Origin of the sequence: Butyricicoccus sp. AM05-1, from assembly GCF_003474415.1 — a bacterium.
GTDB classification, from domain to species: domain Bacteria; phylum Bacillota; class Clostridia; order Oscillospirales; family Butyricicoccaceae; genus Agathobaculum; species Agathobaculum butyriciproducens.
The window spans coordinates 12,784-32,344 of record NZ_QUDG01000002.1; the positions used below are offsets into that span (position 1 = coordinate 12,784).

Annotated in this window: 24 protein-coding genes and 1 other annotated feature; all 24 genes read right to left on the reverse strand. The window is 56.6% G+C overall.

Annotated elements, in window-relative coordinates; all coding sequences use genetic code 11:
* Positions 1–26: 26 nt before the first annotated feature.
* Positions 27–261: a binding site (T-box leader), on the reverse strand.
* Positions 262–1,014: 753 nt separating this feature from the next.
* Positions 1,015–1,200, reverse strand: a complete 186-nt coding sequence (locus tag DW088_RS03950; RefSeq protein WP_110435201.1) for a type Z 30S ribosomal protein S14 — start codon at positions 1,198–1,200, stop codon at positions 1,015–1,017.
* Positions 1,201–1,214: 14 nt separating this feature from the next.
* Positions 1,215–1,760, reverse strand: coding sequence for a 50S ribosomal protein L5 (gene rplE / locus DW088_RS03955; protein WP_117555184.1), 546 nt, complete (start codon positions 1,758–1,760; stop codon positions 1,215–1,217).
* Between the two features lie 19 nt (positions 1,761–1,779).
* Positions 1,780–2,097, reverse strand: coding sequence for a 50S ribosomal protein L24 (rplX, locus tag DW088_RS03960; protein ID WP_110435203.1), 318 nt, complete (start codon positions 2,095–2,097; stop codon positions 1,780–1,782).
* Positions 2,098–2,112: 15 nt separating this feature from the next.
* A complete protein-coding gene (gene rplN, locus DW088_RS03965) occupies positions 2,113–2,481 on the reverse strand; it encodes a 50S ribosomal protein L14 (RefSeq protein WP_116704662.1) in 369 nt (122 codons plus the stop codon).
* Positions 2,482–2,493: 12 nt separating this feature from the next.
* Positions 2,494–2,751: a 30S ribosomal protein S17 gene (rpsQ, locus tag DW088_RS03970; RefSeq protein WP_054326963.1), complete on the reverse strand. Its 258-nt coding sequence runs from the start codon at positions 2,749–2,751 to the stop codon at positions 2,494–2,496.
* An 18-nt stretch (positions 2,752–2,769) separates the two neighbouring features.
* Complete coding sequence (gene rpmC / locus DW088_RS03975) at positions 2,770–2,970, reverse strand: 50S ribosomal protein L29 (RefSeq protein ID WP_110435205.1); 201 nt, start codon at positions 2,968–2,970, stop codon at positions 2,770–2,772.
* Positions 2,970–3,395 (reverse strand): 50S ribosomal protein L16, encoded by a 426-nt coding sequence (gene rplP, locus DW088_RS03980; protein WP_110435206.1) that lies wholly within the window; start codon positions 3,393–3,395, stop codon positions 2,970–2,972. The genes rpmC and rplP overlap by 1 nt, the downstream gene beginning before the upstream one ends.
* On the reverse strand, positions 3,395–4,162 hold the full coding sequence (gene rpsC, locus DW088_RS03985) for a 30S ribosomal protein S3 (RefSeq protein ID WP_117751454.1): 768 nt from the start codon (positions 4,160–4,162) through the stop codon (positions 3,395–3,397). Before rpsC ends, rplP begins: the two co-directional genes overlap by 1 nt.
* Positions 4,163–4,175: 13 nt before the next feature.
* Entirely contained in the window at positions 4,176–4,511 is a 336-nt protein-coding gene (gene rplV / locus DW088_RS03990) for a 50S ribosomal protein L22 (RefSeq protein WP_110435208.1), read from the reverse strand.
* Positions 4,512–4,528: 17 nt separating this feature from the next.
* Positions 4,529–4,810 (reverse strand): 30S ribosomal protein S19, encoded by a 282-nt coding sequence (gene rpsS / locus DW088_RS03995; RefSeq protein WP_110435209.1) that lies wholly within the window; start codon positions 4,808–4,810, stop codon positions 4,529–4,531.
* 18 nt (positions 4,811–4,828) lie between these two features.
* Positions 4,829–5,662, reverse strand: a complete 834-nt coding sequence (gene rplB / locus DW088_RS04000) for a 50S ribosomal protein L2 (protein ID WP_116704664.1) — start codon at positions 5,660–5,662, stop codon at positions 4,829–4,831.
* A gap of 271 nt (positions 5,663–5,933) precedes the next feature.
* Complete coding sequence (gene rplW / locus DW088_RS04005) at positions 5,934–6,227, reverse strand: 50S ribosomal protein L23 (protein WP_110435211.1); 294 nt, start codon at positions 6,225–6,227, stop codon at positions 5,934–5,936.
* Positions 6,227–6,850, reverse strand: a complete 624-nt coding sequence (gene rplD / locus DW088_RS04010; RefSeq protein WP_117491403.1) for a 50S ribosomal protein L4 — start codon at positions 6,848–6,850, stop codon at positions 6,227–6,229. Before rplD ends, rplW begins: the two co-directional genes overlap by 1 nt.
* Positions 6,851–6,868: 18 nt before the next feature.
* Positions 6,869–7,564: a 50S ribosomal protein L3 gene (gene rplC, locus DW088_RS04015; RefSeq protein ID WP_117491440.1), complete on the reverse strand. Its 696-nt coding sequence runs from the start codon at positions 7,562–7,564 to the stop codon at positions 6,869–6,871.
* A 126-nt stretch (positions 7,565–7,690) separates the two neighbouring features.
* Positions 7,691–8,002: a 30S ribosomal protein S10 gene (rpsJ, locus tag DW088_RS04020; protein ID WP_054326972.1), complete on the reverse strand. Its 312-nt coding sequence runs from the start codon at positions 8,000–8,002 to the stop codon at positions 7,691–7,693.
* A 502-nt stretch (positions 8,003–8,504) separates the two neighbouring features.
* Positions 8,505–9,458 (reverse strand): anti-sigma factor family protein, encoded by a 954-nt coding sequence (locus DW088_RS04025; protein WP_118359695.1) that lies wholly within the window; start codon positions 9,456–9,458, stop codon positions 8,505–8,507.
* Positions 9,451–10,065, reverse strand: coding sequence for an RNA polymerase sigma factor (locus DW088_RS04030; protein ID WP_118359697.1), 615 nt, complete (start codon positions 10,063–10,065; stop codon positions 9,451–9,453). The genes DW088_RS04025 and DW088_RS04030 overlap by 8 nt, the downstream gene beginning before the upstream one ends.
* Before the next feature lie 32 nt (positions 10,066–10,097).
* A complete protein-coding gene (gene dusB / locus DW088_RS04035) occupies positions 10,098–11,081 on the reverse strand; it encodes a tRNA dihydrouridine synthase DusB (RefSeq protein ID WP_118359699.1) in 984 nt (327 codons plus the stop codon).
* A gap of 150 nt (positions 11,082–11,231) precedes the next feature.
* Positions 11,232–11,741: a DedA family protein gene (locus DW088_RS04040; protein ID WP_158574603.1), complete on the reverse strand. Its 510-nt coding sequence runs from the start codon at positions 11,739–11,741 to the stop codon at positions 11,232–11,234.
* Positions 11,742–11,858: 117 nt separating this feature from the next.
* Complete coding sequence (locus DW088_RS04045; RefSeq protein ID WP_118359703.1) at positions 11,859–12,119, reverse strand: hypothetical protein; 261 nt, start codon at positions 12,117–12,119, stop codon at positions 11,859–11,861.
* A 57-nt stretch (positions 12,120–12,176) separates the two neighbouring features.
* Positions 12,177–14,531, reverse strand: a complete 2,355-nt coding sequence (locus DW088_RS04050; RefSeq protein WP_118359705.1) for a SpoIIE family protein phosphatase — start codon at positions 14,529–14,531, stop codon at positions 12,177–12,179.
* Positions 14,532–14,805: 274 nt separating this feature from the next.
* Positions 14,806–16,731 carry an ABC transporter ATP-binding protein gene (locus tag DW088_RS04055; RefSeq protein WP_442861169.1) on the reverse strand — a complete coding sequence of 642 codons (1,926 nt, stop codon included), beginning with the start codon at positions 16,729–16,731 and terminating at the stop codon, positions 14,806–14,808.
* On the reverse strand, positions 16,731–18,461 hold the full coding sequence (locus DW088_RS04060) for an ABC transporter ATP-binding protein (RefSeq protein ID WP_118359707.1): 1,731 nt from the start codon (positions 18,459–18,461) through the stop codon (positions 16,731–16,733). The genes DW088_RS04055 and DW088_RS04060 overlap by 1 nt, the downstream gene beginning before the upstream one ends.
* Positions 18,461–18,967 carry a MarR family winged helix-turn-helix transcriptional regulator gene (locus DW088_RS04065; protein WP_118359709.1) on the reverse strand — a complete coding sequence of 169 codons (507 nt, stop codon included), beginning with the start codon at positions 18,965–18,967 and terminating at the stop codon, positions 18,461–18,463. Before DW088_RS04065 ends, DW088_RS04060 begins: the two co-directional genes overlap by 1 nt.
* Positions 18,968–19,561: the final 594 nt, after the last annotated feature.

Below are 19,561 nucleotides of genomic sequence, written 5' to 3' on the forward strand. Positions count from 1 at the left end.
ATAAAAAACGCCTTCCGTCCCCGTAAAATAGGGACGAAAGGCGTAAAACTTCCGTGGTACCACCCTGATTCCCGAAAAAAATCGGGCACTCATTGAACGCCGGTAACGGAGCGTTACTTCGCCGGCGCCTACTGCATCTATTCAGCACCGGTGCTCACAGGGGAACTTCGCGCCATACCTCGATAAACGGCTTGCAGCCATGGGACCGCTCTCTCTGAGAAAGAGGAACACAGCGTTACTTTTCCTGCTCATCGCATTGGAATATTCATAACAGAATTATTAAAACACATTTTGCGGGAAAATGCAAGAGGAAAACCGGATTTTTTCGTTAAAATGAAGATTTAACGTGATGTTTTCCTTTGTTTAGCGGTGCGCCGAGGTCGGCGCACCCTACGAGATAGATTGTACCAATTATTAAACCCGCAGGTGCCGTCCGTAACAACACACAAAAGCGTTGCGCGGCACTGCTATCCCCCAGGGGACCCTCTCTTGTCCTTCGGGCAATTCATCTTGTGTCGCGCCTGCGGAGACCAAACCGCCTGTGTAGCAGTAAACTGTCTGGCACTGCAAATAGGTAGAGAAATGGGAGCACACTGTGCTCTCCTACGGTAGAAAAAATCCTCTGCTGTTCCCCTGTTTCGGAGCGGTCGCCGGTCTCTGGTCTGCGCCAGGCTAACAAATAAGGGAAAGGTAGGAGTTCAAAGAGGAAGGAAAACCGCAGGTTGTCCTTCCTTTTTGCCCCTGCCGCGGGGCGCGGCACGTTCCCGCCGTCCGCAGACGGCGAATCCCCCCGCTGAGGTGCAGCGAAAAACTCCCCGCCCGGAAAGGGCGAACACGCCTGCGGCAGCTCGCGTACCCCGCTCAGCCGGTGCTGAAAAAGGCTGCCGCCCGTTAGGGGCGAGGCCGCTTACGCAGTTCGCGTGCCCCGATCAGTCGGTGCAGAAATGGTCTCTGCCCACCGTTAAAGCATAAAAAAAGGAACCCTTACGGGTTCCTTTTTGAAATCGCTCTTCCTTACCAGGATGCCTTGCGGACACCCGGAATCTGGCCCTTGTAAGCCAGCTCGCGGAAGCAGATACGGCAGATACCGAAATCACGCAGGTAAGCGTGCGGACGGCCGCAAATCTTGCAGCGGTTGTAAGCTCGGCTGGAGAACTTCGGCTTAGCCTGCTGCTTGAGAACCATCGACTTCTTAGCCATTTAACTTCTCCTCCTTACTTCTCAAACGGAGCGCCCATCAGAGTAAGCAGCTCCTTTGCTTCTTCATCGGTATTTGCAGTGGTGCAGATAACGATGTTCATGCCGCGGATCTTGTCGATCTGATCATAGGAAATTTCCGGGAAGATCAGCTGCTCGTTCAGACCCAGAGCGTAGTTGCCACGGCCGTCAAATGCGTTGCCGTTGATGCCGCGGAAGTCGCGTACACGCGGCAGAGCTACGTTGAACAGACGATCCAGGAACTCCCACATACGGTCACGGCGCAGGGTTACCTTAACGCCTACCGGCATGCCGTCACGCAGCTTGAAGTTTGCGATGGACTTCTTAGCGTGGGTGATGATCGGCTTCTGGCCGGAGATCAGGGTGATATCACGGACAATAGCCTCGATAACCTTGGAGTTACCGTTTGCTTCCTTACCGCAGCCGACGTTGATTACGATCTTGTCGAGCTTCGGGATCTGCATTGCGCTCTCGTACTGAAACTTCTTCATCAGAGCAGGCGCAACTTCCGCAGTATACTTTGCTTTCATATTCGGAACCATTTATTGCAACCTCCTCTTCTTAAAGCGTTTCGCCGCAGTGCTTGCACACCGTCAGCTTAGTGCCGTTCTCGGTGAACTTGTGCGCTACACGAGTCGGCTTGTCGCACTTCGGGCATACGCGCATTACCTTGCAGGCACGCAGCGCACCCTCGCGCTCGATGATGCCGCCGGTTTCACCCTGACGGCGGGGCTTGGTGTGGCACTTGATCATGTTCACACCTTCGATTACTACCATACCCTTCTTCGGGTTTACGGACAGGATCTTGCCGCGCTTGCCCTTTTCCTTGCCGGAAAGAACGACTGCGGTGTCGCCCGTCTTAACGTGCAAATTGTTCATTTGTTGGCGACCTCCTTACAGTACTTCCGGAGCAAGCGACAGGATCTTCATGTAATCCTTGTCACGCAGCTCACGAGCGACAGGCCCAAAGATACGGGTGCCGCGGGGGTTTTTGTCATCACGAATGATAACGCCAGCGTTCTCGTCAAAGCGGATATAGCTGCCGTCAGCGCGGCGCAGGCCCTTAACGGTGCGGACGATAACTGCCTTAACGACATCGCCCTTCTTTACGCCGCCGCCCGGGGTGCACTTGCGCACCGAGCAAACAACTACGTCACCGATGTTGCCGTACTTGCGTGCGGAGCCGCCGAGAACACGGATTACCTTCAGTTCCTTTGCGCCGCTGTTGTCAGCTGCACGCAGAAAGCTTTCCTGCTGAACCATGTGCTCTCCTCCTTACTTTGCCTTCTCGATGATCTCGACCAGGCGCCAGCGCTTGTCCTTGGACAGCGGGCGGGTCTCCATCACCTTAACCTTATCACCGATGCCACACTCGTTGTTCTCGTCGTGTGCCTTCAGCTTATAGGTGTGCGGAATAACCTTCTTGTACAGAGGATGTGCTACACGATCCTCAATTGCTACGACAATGGTCTTATCCATCTTATCGGAAACGACCTTGCCTACTCGCGTTTTGCGTAATGCTCTTTCGCTCATAATATTCGTTTCCCTCCCTTATGCCTTCTCCGCGATCTGCTTCTCGCGGATAACGGTATTGATACGAGCAATGTCGTGCTTGACTTCATTGATCTTGTTGGTGTTGTCGAGCTGATTGGTAGCGAGCTGCAGACGGAGGTTGAAGAGGTCCTTCTTCAGCTCACCGAGCTTTGCAGACAGCTCCTCAGCCGTCAGTTCTCTGATCTCAGATGCCTTCATCATGCTTCACCGCCATTCTTCTCACGGGCAACGAACTTGGTCTTGCAGGGCAGCTTGTGGCTTGCCAGACGCAGTGCCTCACGAGCAACTTCCTCGGAAACGCCTGCGATCTCAAACAGTACACGGCCCGGCTTAACTACTGCAACCCAGTACTCGGGTGCGCCCTTACCGGAACCCATTCGAGCACCAGCCGGATGCTTGGTAACCGGCTTGTCGGGGAAAATCTTGATCCATACCTGACCGCCACGCTTGGTGTAACGGGTCATAGCGATACGGGCTGCCTCGATCTGATTCGAGGTGATCCAGCACGGCTCGGTAGCCTGGATACCGAACTCACCGTTCGATACGAAGTTACCGCGGGTAGCCTTGCCGGTCATACGGCCGCGATGAACGCGACGATACTTAACTCTCTTAGGGAGCAGCATTAACGGTTGCCTCCTTCCTGACGGGGAGCACGACGCTCGCCACGGTTGAAGTCACGACGGCCACGACGGTCACCGCGACGATCGCGGCGCTCGAATGCCGGCTTCGGAGCTTCAATGGAGCGACCCAGACGCGGACCGCCGTGGAGAACCTCACCCTTGTAGATCCATACCTTAACACCGATGCGGCCGTAGGTGGTCGCAGCTTCAGCAAAACCATAGTCGATGTCCGCACGCAGGGTCTGCAGCGGAATGGTGCCCTCGTGGTAATGCTCGGTGCGTGCGATTTCCGCGCCGCCCAGACGGCCGCCGCAGGAAACCTTGATGCCCTTGGCGCCCATGCGCATTGCACGGCCCATGGACTGCTTCATTGCACGGCGGAAACCGATGCGCTTCTCGAGCTGAGCTGCAATGTTCTCAGCAACCAGGGTAGCGTTGGTGTCCGGGTTCTTGATCTCGATGATGGAGCAGCGAACCTTCTTGCCGTACTTCTTGGTCAGCTCTTCTTCGAGCTTCTTGATATCCTCGCCGCCGCGGCCGACAACCATGCCGGGACGTGCGCACTGGATCATGATCTTGATTTCGTCGTTCTTGCGCTCGATCTCGATCGCCGGAACGCCTGCGTCGTACAGACGCTTCTTCAGATCCTTACGGATCTTGTAGTCTTCCACGAGGAGGTCGCCGAACACATTGTCCTTAGCGAACCAACGGGAATCCCAATTCTTGATAACGCCGACACGGAGACCGTTCGGATTTACTTTCTGGCCCATTGATTACCCTCCCTTATTCTTTCTCGCCAAGAACCAGCGTTACGTGCGAGGTTCTCTTGAGGATTCTGAATGCACGGCCCTGTGCACGCGGCATAACGCGCTTCATGATCGGACCGGGACCGACGTGAACTTCCTTAACGTAAAGCTTGTCGGTGTTCATGCCGTGATTGTTCTCGGCATTGGCAACTGCGCTCTTGAGGAGCTTCTCCATCGGCTCGCATGCTGCCTTGGGGGTATTCATGATGATGGCCATAGCTTCGCCCGCATCCTTGCCGCGGATCAGATCGCAGATCAGCTTGATCTTTCGCGGGGTCATGCGTACGTTGCGTACAATAGCTCTTGCTTCCATGTTACTTTAACTCCTCCTTACTTGCCGTTATTGGAGGTCTTGCTGCCCGCGTGACCCTTGTAGGTACGGGTGGGAGCAAACTCGCCCAGCTTGTGACCAACCATGTCCTCGGTAACGTATACCGGAACGTGCTTGCGGCCGTCGTGTACTGCGATAGTATGACCGACGAACTCAGGGAAGATCGTGGAAGCGCGGGACCAGGTCTTGAGGACCTTCTTCTCGCCCTTTTCGTTCATTTCAACGACTCTTTTGATAAGCTCAGGAGCCACAAAAGGGCCTTTCTTAACACTTCTGCCCATATTAAGATAACTCCTTTCTTACTTGCCGTTGCGACGACGAGCGATCTGCTTGTCGGTGCGGTGGTTCTTCTTGCGGGTCTTGTAACCCATAGCCGGCTTGCCCCACGGGGTAACCGGAGACGGACGGCCGATCGGGCTCTTGCCTTCGCCGCCGCCGTGCGGGTGATCGCACGGGTTCATTACAGAACCACGAACGGTCGGGCGGATACCCAGATGACGGGTACGGCCAGCCTTACCCAGCTGTACGTTAGAATGATCAGAGTTACCAACAACGCCGATGGTAGCCTTGCAGTCCAGACGGACGTAACGCAGCTCACCGGAGGGCAGACGAACCATTGCCTTGCCGCCTTCCTTAGCCATCAGCTGAGCGCCGACGCCTGCGGAACGAACCAGCTGTGCGCCCTTGCCCGGGTACAGCTCAATGTTGTGGATCATGGTACCAACCGGAATGTTCTCAACCGGCAGGCAGTTGCCGGGCTTGATGTCGGCATCCTTGGAAGAAACGACCTTGTCGCCGATCTTCAGGCCCTCGGGAGCGAGGATATATGCCTTCTCGCCGTCCTCGTACTGAACGAGAGCGATGTTAGCGGAACGGTTCGGATCATACTCCAGGGTCTTAACCTCGGCGTAAACGTCGAGCTTCTGACGCTTGAAGTCAATGATACGGTACTTCTTCTTGTTGCCGCCGCCGATGTGGCGAACGGTGATGCGGCCGTAGCTGTTGCGGCCGGCGGTCTTCTTGACCTTTTCGAGAAGGCTCTTCTCGGGCTTCACCTTAGACAGACCCTTGTAGGAAAGCACAGTCATATTTCTGCGCGAGGGCGTCGTCGGGTTGAAAGTCTTGATAGCCATTTGGAATTTCAACTCCTTGATACGTTATTATCGGGGTGGCTTCCCCATACAATTACTTCGTTTGAAAACACGTTTTCAAACGAGAGAGGTTCCACCGCGCACAGCGCGGATGAAACCAAGGCTGCGAAAAGTTCCGACCAGTGAAACTTTTCTTCGCTCTTGTATAAAAACCGTGATACATGCTCCCGGTTTTTATGAATCTGCAAGCAGATTCTATTGAAAACCCGCTTCGCGGGAACACTCAGGCTCGCCTTAGCAGCCGAAGTGGTTTTTACATCATGTTCTCGAAGATCTCGATCTTCTTGGAGTCAGCGGTCAGGGTTACGATCGCCTTCTTGATGTCGGAACGCTTGCCAACGTGAACGCCCATGCGCTTCCACTTGCCCGGCAGCTTGATGGTGTTAACCTTGGCAACCTTAACGCCGAAGATCTCCTCTACAGCCTTCTTGATCTCTACCTTGCCGGCATCGATCGCTACTTCGAAGGTGTACTTGTTGTCCTGTGCGCCCATCATGGAACGCTCGGTGATGATCGGCTTCTTGATAATGTCGTATGCGTACTTCATTATGCGTATACCTCCTGCAGCTTCTCAACTGCTGCCTTGTCGATGATGAACTTGTCAGCATTGAGGATGTCGTATACATTGAGGGTAGACGCGATCGTGGTGCGTACGCCCGGGATGTTTGCCGCAGACTTAACTACGTTTACGCGAACTTCCGGAGTAACTACCAGGCTCTTGCCGGTTGCCTCAACTGCGTTCAGGAAACCAACGAAGGACTTGGTCTTGATCTCGCCCATATCCAGGCCATCGATTACGATGATCTCGCCTGCTGCTGCCTTTGCAGACAGAGCGGACAGCATAGCCAGACGCTTGGTCTTCTTGGTCAGGCTGTAGTTGTAGGAACGGGGCTTCGGGCCGAGGGCAATACCACCATGGGTCCACTGCGGAGAGCGGATAGAACCCTGACGAGCACGGCCGGTGCCCTTCTGACGCCACGGCTTGATGCCGCCGCCACGAACCTCGGCGCGGGTCAGCGTGGACTGAGTGCCCTGACGCTGGTTAGCCAGATAATTCTTTACTGCAGCGTGTACAACGGTCATGTTCGGCTCGATACCGAAAACAGCCGCGTTCAGCTCCATCTCGCCGGTCTTCTTACCGGTCATATCAAAAACTGCTACTGTAGGCATGATTTGCTCCTCCTTCCCTTACTTTCTTGCGGAAGCCTTCTGCGGGTTCTTGCTGATGCCAGCCTCGCCCTTGGCAACCTTGTTGTTCTTAACGGTGTTCTTCAGCACTACGATGCCGCCCTTCGGGCCCGGAACTGCGCCGCAAACGGCGATCAGGTTAAGCTCAGCGTCAACCTTTACAACGTCCAGGTTCTGAACAGTAACCTGCTCAGCGCCCATGTGACCCGGCATCATCTTGCCCTTCATGATCTTGGACGGATCAGAGCAAGCGCCCATAGAACCCGCATGGCGGTGTACAGGGCCGGTACCGTGGGTTTCCTTCAGGCGGGATGCGTTGAAGCGCTTGATTACGCCAGCGTAGCCCTTGCCCTTGGAAGTGCCGGTAACGTCAACATAATCGCCGGTAACGAACATGTCAGCCTTAACAACATCGCCGAGCTGGAACGGAGTGCAGTCCTCAAAACGGAACTCCTTCAGGTACTTCTTCAGGGAGTCGCCAGCCTTCTTCAGGTGACCCTTCTGGGGCTTGTTCAGGCGAGCTTCCTTAACATCCTCAAAACCGAACTGTACAGCATTGTAGCCGTCCTTCTCTTCGGTCTTGAGCTGAGTTACAACGCAAGGACCTGCTTCGATTACGGTGCAGGGGATAACCTTGCCGTCAGCATTGAAGATCTGGGTCATACCGACCTTCTTGCCGATGATTGCTTTGTTCAGCATTTGTTTTTCCTCCTTAAAGGTTATTGGTTGACGGCATTTGACCGCCAACATGACCTCGCCGCGCGTGTCGCGGCAGGGCTTCAAACCGCCGGTGGGTTAATCCGGTCAGCTTGTTGACTTAAATTAGAGCTTAACCTCGAACTCGACGCCAGCCGGCAGGTCGAGAGTGGTCAGAGCCTCGATGGTAGCCTGATTCGGGTTGATGATGTCGATCAGGCGCTTGTGGGTGCGGCGCTCGAACTGCTCACGAGAATCCTTGTACTTGTGAACAGCACGCAGGATGGTAACGATCTGCTTCTCGGTCGGCAGCGGGATCGGGCCGGAAACCTTAGCGCCGTTGCGCTTAGCGGTCTCGATGATCTTCTCTGCGGACTGGTCGATCAGCTCGTGATCATACGCCTTCAGGCGAATGCGAATCTTCTGTGCGTTTGCCATTGTGGAATTTCCTCCTCGTATGTGTGCCATACATTAAATAATGTTTTGACTCGCTACGGAGAGAAACTGCAACTCCGCCGTGCGTATCACGCAACGGGCATGAAAATAACCGGGCGCACTGACTCCGCAGCGCAACAATCCGGTCACGATAAGAAACGTAAGTGGTTCAAACCATCGGCTTGACGGCGCACGCGCCGCGAGTCCCGAATTTACGCATGAACATTGCGTTTTTGCTGAATATCTGAATTCAGCTGATAGCAGTTATCTCAACCGCCCGATTGTCGGACCTACTCCACCGAAGTTACCTGCTCATAGCAGCAATCTCCGGTATCATCGCGTTTTAACTTGCTCTCGCAAGTTCTTATACATAGTACAATACTTTCGGAGAAAAGTCAAGTGTTTGCACAAAATTTTCAGCGATTTTTTGTTGAAATCGGAATTTTTCGCGTTATGCACAAAAACAGACCCGAAAACCCTCGTTTCAGGTCTGTTTTGCCCAATCTCAACCGGTAACAACCGCTAAGATCCACGAATCTGCATGGCTGTCGATCGTCAGATCGACCTTATCATAGGCAGTCACCGTGCAGCCCGCCCGTTCTACTATCTGCAGAGTCTTTTCGAGCGTTTCCATACTGTTGTCCAGCCGGAACCACGAAACGCCGTTCTCCTGCGCGAGCAGCTCACCATCAATATCCGGCAGGCTGCTGCCGCCGATGGCCACATAGCAGTACGCGGTGTGTGTGCCGTGCAGGCTTTGCGGGAGCGTGAGCACCGGACTGGTCTGCACCTGTACCGACTTCTCAATAATCGGCTCAGGCGCTGCGATCGACTGATCGTTGTCTGCATACTGCTCAGCATCAACGCCCGCATCGCTCTGCGCATTCGCCGCAGAGTCCTCGCCGGTGTCATTCTGTCCGCTGTATGCGCTGCCGTTCGTACTCTGCGAAGCCGTGCCGCTCTGCTGCACGCTTGAATTTGATGCTCCGCTGTCCGACGTATCGGTATTCCTCTGTACGGACTGCTCGATCTCATCCTGCATACCGCCGTTCATCGTGCAATCTCCTGCGTCCGCCGAAGCAGAATCCGCTGCCGCCGTACTGCCGCTGCCTACCGTACTGAACGCGGGCATCAGTCCGCCGCCGAGCACGACCAGTACGACAACCGCCGCAGCGGCCACCATCGTAAACGCCGGCAGACGGCGCATCGGCTTTTGCGGCGCAACCACCCGAACGGTTTCCTCCTGCCGCAGACGTTCCATAATGCTGTCATGCAGTCCGGTCGGCGGCTCGGTTTCGTCCACCGCCAGCATACTGTGCATCTGCTCCAGATCCTCTTTCAGCGCGGCGCACGATGGGCACTCTGCCAGATGCTCTTCCAGCTTTTGCTTTTCGGAATCGGTCAGGGTTCCGTCCACACTGTTTGAGCAAAGCTGTTCAAAATATTCCTCCTCATTCATGCTCCTCGCCTCCTTCCATATCTTTAGACGAAGGCAAATGAAAAAGGTTCCCTCGTTTGAGTAAAATTTTGCGTAAAGCGATGCGTGCGCGTGACAGCCGAGACTTTACCGTGCCTTCGCTGACCTCGAGTATCTCGGCGATCTCGGTGTAGCTCATGCCGGAAACGTCCCGCAGCAGGACGATTCTGCGGTGCTCGTCGCTTACTTCATCGAGCGCGGCGGCAAGCTCACGTCCCAGCTCGCTGTTCTCCAGGTGCTCCTCGGGAGATGGAGCCGCATCCGGAAGCGGCAGTTCGCGTTCCTCGTCATCCTCTCCCTGCACAAGCGGCTGCGTCGGCGGCTGGCTCTGCTTATGCCGCGCGTAATCGACGCACTGGTTCATCGTGATGCGGAACAGCCAGGTCGCAAAGCCGCTGTCCCCGCGGAAGTCCTTCATCGAACGCCATGCCCGAAGGAAAACCTCCTGCGTGATATCTGCGGCATCCTCCGGCGAGCCGGACGAGCGCAGCGCGATGGCATACACGCGCTTTTCGTAGCGCGTCACCAACTCCTCAAAGGCGGAAAGCTCGCCGCGCCGCGCCTGCGCCACAATATGCTTGTCATCCACTGCGTCTCCCCTCCCTTTCTCTTACCTTATTATTATACATTCTCCTTCGCCGAAACGAAGGCTTTCAGTTCGTCTGCGATTTCATACAGGTCACTCAGCTTGGTGAGTGCGCAAATGCGGTTCTTGAACATCTTGACACCGTTTTCCCGCTTGAGATAGCAGTTAACGTGTCGGCGTGCCTCAAGCATGGCGATATGCTCGCCCTTCTGCTCGGCGGCAAGCTCAATCTGCCGCACGGCCGTGTCAATGCGCTCCGCAAACGGCGGCAGCGCCGGACAGATGCCGGTCTCGAGCAGTGCATTCGCCCGCTCGAACAGCCACGGATCACCGAGCGAACCTCGCCCGATCATCACGCCGTCCGCGCCGGTGTGCGCGAGAATGCGGACCGCGTCCTCGGGCTCGGCCACATCTCCGTTGGCGAACACCGGAATGCAAACCGCCTGCTTGACTTCACGAATCGCATCCCAGTCGGCGGTGCCGCTGTACTGCTGCGAGCGCGTGCGTCCGTGCAGCGTGATTGCTGCCGCGCCGGACTGCTCAGCCATTCTGGCAAATTCCACACAGTTGACGCTCTTTTCATCCCAGCCCTTGCGGAACTTGACCGTTACCGGCACATCGACCGCGTTTACGACCGCTGCGATCACCTTGGATGCCAGCTCCGGCTCCTTCATCAGCGCGGAGCCGTCACCGTTGTTTACGATCTTCGGCGCCGGACAGCCCATGTTGATGTCGATGATATCACAGCCGGATTTCTCCAGTGCCAGTTTTGCGCCTTCGGCCATCGTGTCCGGCTCGTGCCCGAAGATCTGGGCAGCCGCCGGATGCTCGTCCGCACCGAGTTCAAGCAGACGCGGCGTTTTCTTATCCTGATAGCACAGCGCCTTTGCGGAGACCATTTCGGTCACGGTCAGCGCCGCGCCGTGCTCCCGGCAGATATGGCGGAATGCAAGATCGGTCACGCCTGCCATCGGTGCAAGCGCCAGTTTTCCGTTGATTGTTACGTTGCCGATCTGCATATCGTTCCTCCGTCTTATACATTATATAACGGTGTATATTTTACCATAACACGACTGCAAATGCAACTTATAGAATGGATTCACCCATTTTCCGACCGAAGAACGCAAAAACAGGGTAAATCCGAGGATTTACCCTGTCGATATATTCGGTTACATTACCATGCTGAGGATCTTCTCGCTGAAGAAATAGCCGAACGAGATCAGTGCGGTATTCCACACGGCAATGCCTGCCGCAGACCAGCCGACGAACCACTTGACCGGCATGCGGAGCAGTCCGGCCGGAATGGAAACAATGGTGCGGATACACGGGATCACGCGGATAATCGCCAGTCCGCGCCCATGCTGTGCGTCGATAAATTCGTGGCATTTACGCACGAGCGACTTAAATTTCTTGCTCCTGCCGAACAGCTTCTCCATCACCGGTTCGCCGCCCCAGTAGCACACGGCGTAGATGACCAGACTGCCGAGCACACCGGCGATCACGCTCAGAAAAACCGTCAGCGGCAGCGATAGCTCGCTCCGGGCAATCAGCACACCGACGCACGGCATGATAACGCCTGCCGGAAATCCGGGCAGGTTCATATATTCGCAGAAAACCACGGCACAGACCAGGATCAGTCCGTACTGGTTGAACAGCTGAAAAAAGGTTTCGGCCGTCATAATAGCCGCCTCCGTTTGATCTATAGTAGGCGAAAACCGAAATTTCCGTCTGTATACTATAGTATACCAACCAAAACCGGAGGGTACAAGAGAACGGCCGCTCATTTTATAATCTGTTTACAAAACGAGCGCCGTCAGCGCCCATATAGTGCCGATGAGCAGTGCGCCTGTGCAGAATCCGGCCAGCAGAGAAAGACCGTCCGCCTTTCTTCTCGACCGCCGTCTGCGCGGCAGATAGCTGTTTGCGATGCGGCAGGCCTCGCGCACCATGTCGCCGCGCGGCGCATTGTAGTCCCGCACAAGGAAAATAGCCTGCTCGAACAATTCCGGCTGCTCCGGCTTGACGACAATGACGCGGCGGCTGACGCCTCGTACCATACAGATTCCTCCTCTCTTTGTTCCATCATTCCCCTCTTTCGTGATTTTATACCAGTCTCATTCCAGCTTTTCGATTTTCATGACCATTACCGTTCGGTCGTCATCATGTCCGCGGCCTTTCGCCTCGTTCACAAGATGTGCCGCGATCTCCTTTGGGCTGTCGCCTGCATGCGCGATAAGCAGCTGCCGCACCCATTTATCGTCCGTGCCGTCGGTCACGCCGTCCGAGAGCAGAACCACAATGTCGCCGTCGTTCATCTGCAGCGGCACGGCGTCGCCAAGCTCGTCCTCCTCCGCCAGACCGATGGGCAGCGCCGTGCCCGGCAGGATAGTCCACCGGCCGTTCAGCCGCATGTAGGTCGGTGCGGCGCCGCACTTGAGGTTTTCTGCGCGTCCGCTGAACAGGTCGAGCGTGAATGCGTCCAGTGTGGTGAAGCGCATGCCGTCTGACCGCAGGCGCAGCGCCGGAGAGACCGCGTGCAGCGCGTCTCCGACCGAAATGCCTGCACGCAGGAACCGCTCGAGCGAGGTGATGAGCATGCGGCTGTCCCGCGACGCGGCGGCACCCGAGCCCATGCCGTCCGACAGGAGCAGGCATGCCGTTCCGGTGTCGGTGAGAAAGTAGCACGCGTTGTCGCCCGAGACCGACGCGCCCTCCTTCTGCTGACGGCCGATGCCGACCACCGCACGGTACGGCGCCCGCTCGTGCATCTCAACGTGGATGCCCTGGCTGCCCTTTTTCTTCTCCGGAGCAGTCAACGTCACGCCCAGCAGCGCGGACAGACCGGCTGAAAAGCCGTCCCCCTGCTTCATGATATCGTCAATGCCCTCGCCGTATAACTCAACGGTCAGCCTGCCCTGCGAATCCCGCACCGCGCACACGCGGTCGATCCATCCGAACGCTGCCGCGTACCGGCGCACCTGCCGTTCCATCAGCGGCTGCGCCGTTTCATCCTGCGTGACCTCCGCGCCAAGCTGCCGAAGAATGTCCGTAATGCCTGCGTATTGCCTGGCAAGCAGGCTCTGGTTTTCCTCCTGCTGCCGCCGAAGGCTTTCGCGCTCACGCAGCGCAAACAGCGCACTGTTGATGGCGCGCATCAGCTCGGGCAGGTGCGCACACCGTGCCGCAAAATGATAGGGAAAATCGCTCATTTCCGCTCGTCCGCGCTGCAGCATCGGCTGGGTCACATCATTGAGAGCCGCCAGCGTGCTCACATAGTCCCGCTGCCAGCACTGCGTACACAGCATGCAGTCTTTGCAGACATGGTCGCTCGCGTAGTCGAATACCGACCGAATGTTCCGGTCTCCGGCGGCTTTGCCCTCGCTGACGCCGTGCAGCATAGCAAGGTACAGCTCGTAGAACGCCTGCGCCGCCTCGGTCGCACAGGTACCCGCCAGCCGCCGCACGCGCTGACTGGCGGCTTCGCCCATCAGAGTATCCGGCAGCAGGCTGCGCCGGATAGCCTCCCACACGAAGGGCGGCAGCGCCGCAAACATGAGGACCGCGCAGAACAGCTCTGTGAGCAGCGGAATGAACAGCGGATGCTCCACGCCGAGCATAGCCGCGCACAGTCCGCCGCCGAGCGCACAGACCGAAAACCAGCCGCGGCCGCTGTCGTGAAACAGTCCGGCAACGAGCGCACACAGACCGTAGCAGCAGGTGAACAAGGCTCCGTAGCCGATGTTGAGATCCATTGCCGCGCCGAACGCGACACCGGCTGCCGCGCCCGCCGCCGGTCCGCCGAGATACGCCGCCGCCAGCACGAGCAGCAGCGCCCCCGCTCTCGCGGGAGCGAACACACCGAACAGATTGATACCCGAAAGCGATAAAAGCACGGTCGCGGTCAGCACCAAAAGCGTTACCGGTCTGCGCCAGTCGTTTTCGTCGCGCGGCGGTGCGAAGGCCGCGCCGTACATCCAGCACACGCCGAACGTGATGCCCTGTACGAGCAGGAATGTCAGCACCGCCGGTGCGGTCAGCTCTGCACCGAGCGGCAGGAACACGAATGTACACGCCGCGCTTGCAAACGTCGCCACACAGGGCGCAAACCACCGCTCGGACATCACCCGCAGACCGGCGCACACGCTCATCACGCACAGCACCAGCAGCGCTGCCGCGGCGTAAATGCCGCCGTGGAATCCGTCGCCGCGCAGCATAACGCCGCACACCAGACCGCCGAGCGCGGAAAGTCCCGCTCCTCGAGCCATCAAGGCCGCCGCCATCGCCAGTCCGAACGGCATGTACCCGCCGAGGATGGTTCCCTGTGCCAACACCGCACACAGCACGAATCGCTGTGCGCCTGTGATGAGCGTCCGCAGATGCTCCTGTTTCCATAATCCGGCAGCCCATGCTGCCGCATGCCCGATCCGCACCGGTATCGACGCGGACCGCCTTGCCCTTTGTTTATCCATTTCGTTACGCCTCCCTTGCTGTTTTCCCAGTATATCCCAACGCAGGCGTGCCGCTTGGCGGGAAATAACAGCGGAAATTGCGTTTTGAAAAAAATTAAGCGCATATTCCAACTTTCGAGCGCGTAAAACGACGGCAAAGTGCGGAAAGCGGCTCTTTTGCCGCAGAAGCCCAACCGATAGACCGCCGCCGGCGGTTTTTCTGTTTCTGCGCACAAAAAAGAACCCGAAATCTTCGTTTCGGGTTCTGATTCTGCAGGTTTCGAGCAGAAAGCACTTATTCTAATTCAAACGCTCCGGTATAGAGCTGATAATACTTGCCGTGTTCCGCAATCAGCTGCTCATGATTGCCGCGCTCGATGATATGGCCGAGCTGCAGCACCATAATAACGTCTGCGTTTTGAATCGTGGACAGGCGGTGCGCGATAACGAACACCGTACGTCCGTACATGAGGCCGTCCATGCCGGCCTGCACGATGGACTCCGTGCGGGTATCAATCGAGCTGGTCGCCTCATCGAGAATCATAACCGGCGGATCGGCAACAGCCGCACGCGCGATGGAAAGCAGCTGACACTGGCCCTGCGACAGACTGCCGCCGTCGCCGTCGATGACGGTATCGTAGCCGTCCGGCAGTCGGCGGATGAAGTCGTCCGCATTGGCAAGCTGCGCCGCTGCCTCGACCTCCTCATCGGTCGCGTCAAGGCGGCCGTAGCGGATATTATCGCGAATGGTGCCGGTAAACAGGTTGGTATCCTGCAGCACGATGCCGAGCGAGCGGCGGAGATCGGCCTTTTTGATCTTGTTGATGTTGATGCCGTCGTAGCGGATCTTGCCGTCCGCGAGGTCGTAGAAACGGTTGATCAGGTTGGTGATGGTCGTTTTGCCCGCGCCGGTTGCACCGACGAACGCGACCTTCTGACCGGGCTCGGCGTACAGCGTGATGTCGTGCAGAACGATCTTATCCGGGTTATAACCGAAATCCACATCGAAGAAGCGGACATCGCCGCGGACCTGCGTATAGGTGGTGGTGCCGTCCTCGTGCGGGTGCTTCCACGCCCAGATGTTGGTCTTTTCCGGGGTTTCAACGAGTTCGCCGTTCTTGTCGTACTTGGCGTTGACGAGAGTAACGTAGCCGTTGTCTACCTCAGGCTCCTCGTCCATCAGCTCAAAGATACGCTCAGCACCGGCGAGCGCCATAACAATGGAGTTGAACTGCTGCGAGATCTGCGTTACCGGCTGGGTGAACGACTTGGTCAGCTGCAGGAAGGACGCGATAACGCCGATGGTGATGCTGTTTCCGACCACGCCGGACAGCGCCAGCGCACCGCCGACGACCGCGACCAGAACGTACAGCAGGTTGCCGATGTTCATCATGATCGGCATGAGGATGTTTGCGAAGGTATTCGCGCTCGCAGCATTCTCGCGCAGCTCATCGTTGAGCGCATCGAACTGCTCCTTGCACTTTTCCTCGTGGCAGAACACCTTGATGACCTTCTGACCGTTGATCATCTCCTCGATATAGCCGTTGACCCTGCCGAGCGACTTCTGCTGCTCGAGGAAGTACTTCGCGGACTGACCGCCCAGTTTCTTTACCACCTTGAGCATGACGCACACGCCGAGCAGTACGAACAGCGTCAGCCATACATTCGTCACCAGCATGCCGATGAACACCGAGATAATGGTCATCGCTGAGGAAAACATCTGCGGCACGGACTGGCTGAGCATCTGCTGCAGCGTATCGGTATCGTTGGTGAAATGGCTCATCAGATCGCCGTGGGTATGCGTATCGAAGTAGCGAATCGGCAGCTTCTGCATGTGCGCGAACATCTCGTCACGCACCTTTTTGAGCACACCCTGCGAAATGCTGACCATCAGCCAGTTGTAGACAAACGTAGTCGCAATGCCGATGAGATAGATCACCGCCATGCTTATCAGCGCATGCAGCAGGCCGGTAAACACCGGAGCTGCCTGCAGCAGCAGCGGAGAAATATAGTCGTCGATCAGGCTTTTGAGGAACATAGAGCCTGCCACGTTTGCCACAGCCGACAGCAGAATGCAGATCAGTACAACCACAAACTGTACGCCGTAACCCCTCTGAATGTATTTCATAAGACGTCCGAGCGTCTTTTTCGGATTTTTGCTACGCTTGCCGCCCATCATGCCTCTGCGGCCGCCGGGTCCGCGCATCTGAGGTCTTGCCATTATTCCTCACCGCCCTTTCTGTTCTGCTGGTTGTAGATTTCCTGATAGATCGTGTTGGCTGCGAGCAGCTCATCGTGCGTGCCGACAGCCTGCACGGTGCCGCCGTCGAGAATGACGATCTGATCTGCATCCTGCACAGAGGAAACACGCTGTGCAATGATAATCTTGGTCGTGTCCGGGATCTCCTCCGCGAATGCCTTGCGGATAAGCGCATCCGTCTTGGTATCGACCGCACTGGTCGAGTCATCAAGAATGAGGATCTTCGGCTTTTTCAGCAGCGCACGCGCAATGCACAGGCGCTGCTTCTGACCGCCGGAGACATTTGAGCCGCCCTGCTCAATGTGGGTGTCATACTGATCCGGCATCTGCTGGATGAATTCATCCGCCTGTGCCAGACGGCATACGCGCTCGAGCTCCGCATCCGAGGCGTTTTCGTCACCCCAGCGAAGGTTTTCCTTGATCGTGCCGGAAAACAGCACGTTCTTCTGGAGCACCATGGCAACCTGATCGCGCAGCGCCTCGATATCGTAATCGCGGACATCCACACCGCCGACCTTGACCGTGCCGTGCGTGGTATCGTACAGGCGCGGAATCAGCTGCACGAGCGTAGACTTCGCGGAACCGGTGCCGCCGAGAATGCCGACGGTCTGACCGGCCTTGATATGCAGGCTGACGTTTTTGAGCGCCAGCTTGCGCTCATCGCCCTTGTAGCTGAAGGAAACGTCGTCAAACTCGATCGCGCCGTCCTTGACCTCGTGAATCGGGTTTGCGGGATTGTGCAGGTCGGACTGCTCATCGAGGATTTCGGCAACACGCTCTGCACTTGCCTTGGCCATGGTAATCATAACGAAAACCATCGCTACCATCATCAGACTCATCAGGATCTGCATCGCGTAGGAGAACATGCTGGTCAGCTCGCCGGTGGTCATCGAGCCGCCGACGATCAGACGCGCGCCGAACCACGAAATGAGCAGCATGCACGCGTACATGCAGAACTGCATCAGCGGCATAACGCCTGCCATGGTCTTCTGCGCCTTGGAGAACGTGCGGTACAGCATGCCGGAAACGCCCTCGAACTTTTCAGTCTCGTGGTCCTCACGAACGTAGGTCTTAACAACGCGGATGCCGCGCACATTTTCCTGTACAACTGTGTTCATGCGGTCGTAGATTTTGAATGCGCGCTCAAAGACCGGGCCGACGACCTTCATCAGGATGCCCATACCGATTGCCAGAATCGGCAGTACCGCGAGGAATACGAGCGCCATCCTGCTGTTGATCTTCATCGCCATGAACAGCGCAAAGACCAGCATGACCGGGCAGCGCACCGCAATGCGGGTGCACATCTGAAAGGCGTTCTGTACGTTGGTAACATCGGTGGTCAGACGGGTGACGATCGAACCGGTGGAGAACTTATCAATGTTGGAAAACGAGAAATTCTGCACATTGTAGTACATATCGTGACGCAGATTGCGGGCAAAGCCGGTTGAGGCTCTCGCCGCAAAGGTGCCGGCCGCCGCGCCGAACACCAGCGCGAGCATGGCGCACAGCACAAGGATGATGCCGTATTTCCAAATGGCGGCCATATCCTGCCCGTCAATGCCCTTGTCGATCAGCAGCGCCATAACCATCGGAATGATGACCTCCATCACGACCTCAAGCACAACGAAAAACGGCGTGAGCAGTGCGTCCTTTTTGAACTCACGCACACTTTTCAGCAGTCGTTTTATCATTATTTCTGTCCCTCCCTGCACATATTGCATTGGTACTGCTCCAGATTGGAGCGGATTTTTTCACAGACCGCAAACCAGCCCTTCAGCTCGTCCTCGGTGATGCCCTGCCGCAGAAGCTGCTCCATCTGCTTCATGCGCTCGCCAATGCGCTTATCCATTGCACGCGCCTGCTCGGTCAGCACCAGACGTTTCAGGCGGCCGTCATGCTCCACCGGCTCACGGCGGATAATACCGTGCTGCTCCATCAGCTGCAGTATGCCTGTTGCGGTCGAGCGGCGCATCTGGAATGCGTTTTCCAGATCCTTCTGGAATATATCGCCCTGCTTTTCGTGTATGATCAGGTGATGGACGATCATCGCCTGCATGCCGGTCACATTCGCTGCATTCGCAGTCTTTTCGGTCATACACGCCATCTGCCGCCGAAGCAGATTATGCAGCATGCCGATTTCTGCACCGATGCGGTCGTTCGAGTGACCGCAGCATGCATTATGGTCGCAACAATCCATTGTTAGCCTCCTTACTGTTAGCTTGCTAACATATTATACACCGTCATTCGGCAATGTCAACGAGTTTCACGAAATGTTCACATTTCGGGGAGTGGTCGCTTACGAAGCGAGAGGAATCTCACCTGCCCGGCGGGGGGCGCCGTACCCACGGCGGGGGCAAGAGGGTAGACACCAATGGTTTCTACCCTCTTAACTCCCACTTCCTTTTGTTTCTTAACCTGACGCATACCAGAGAACGGCGACCGCTTCGAAAAATATGAGAACGGCAGTCGGATTACTCTGCCGTAGGGGCGCACAGTGTGCGCCCATTTCTCGACATATTCGCAGTTCACAGATAACGTACTGCTACACATGCGGCCTGCTCTCCGCAGGCGCGACATACCTGTGTCGCGCAATTCGTTGGTCTGGTGGCTACAGACGGCACCTGCGAGTTCAATTTGATAATGAATGTTTACCGTAGGGTGCGCCGACCTCGGCGCACCGTGCTATCCGGCTGGCACTCAATAAAAATGAAAAAATGGAGAATGCCCTACCTCGGGGTTCATTCTCCATTCCGACTCGCTAAGAGCCGCCCTATGGGCGGTTGCTCGCTGG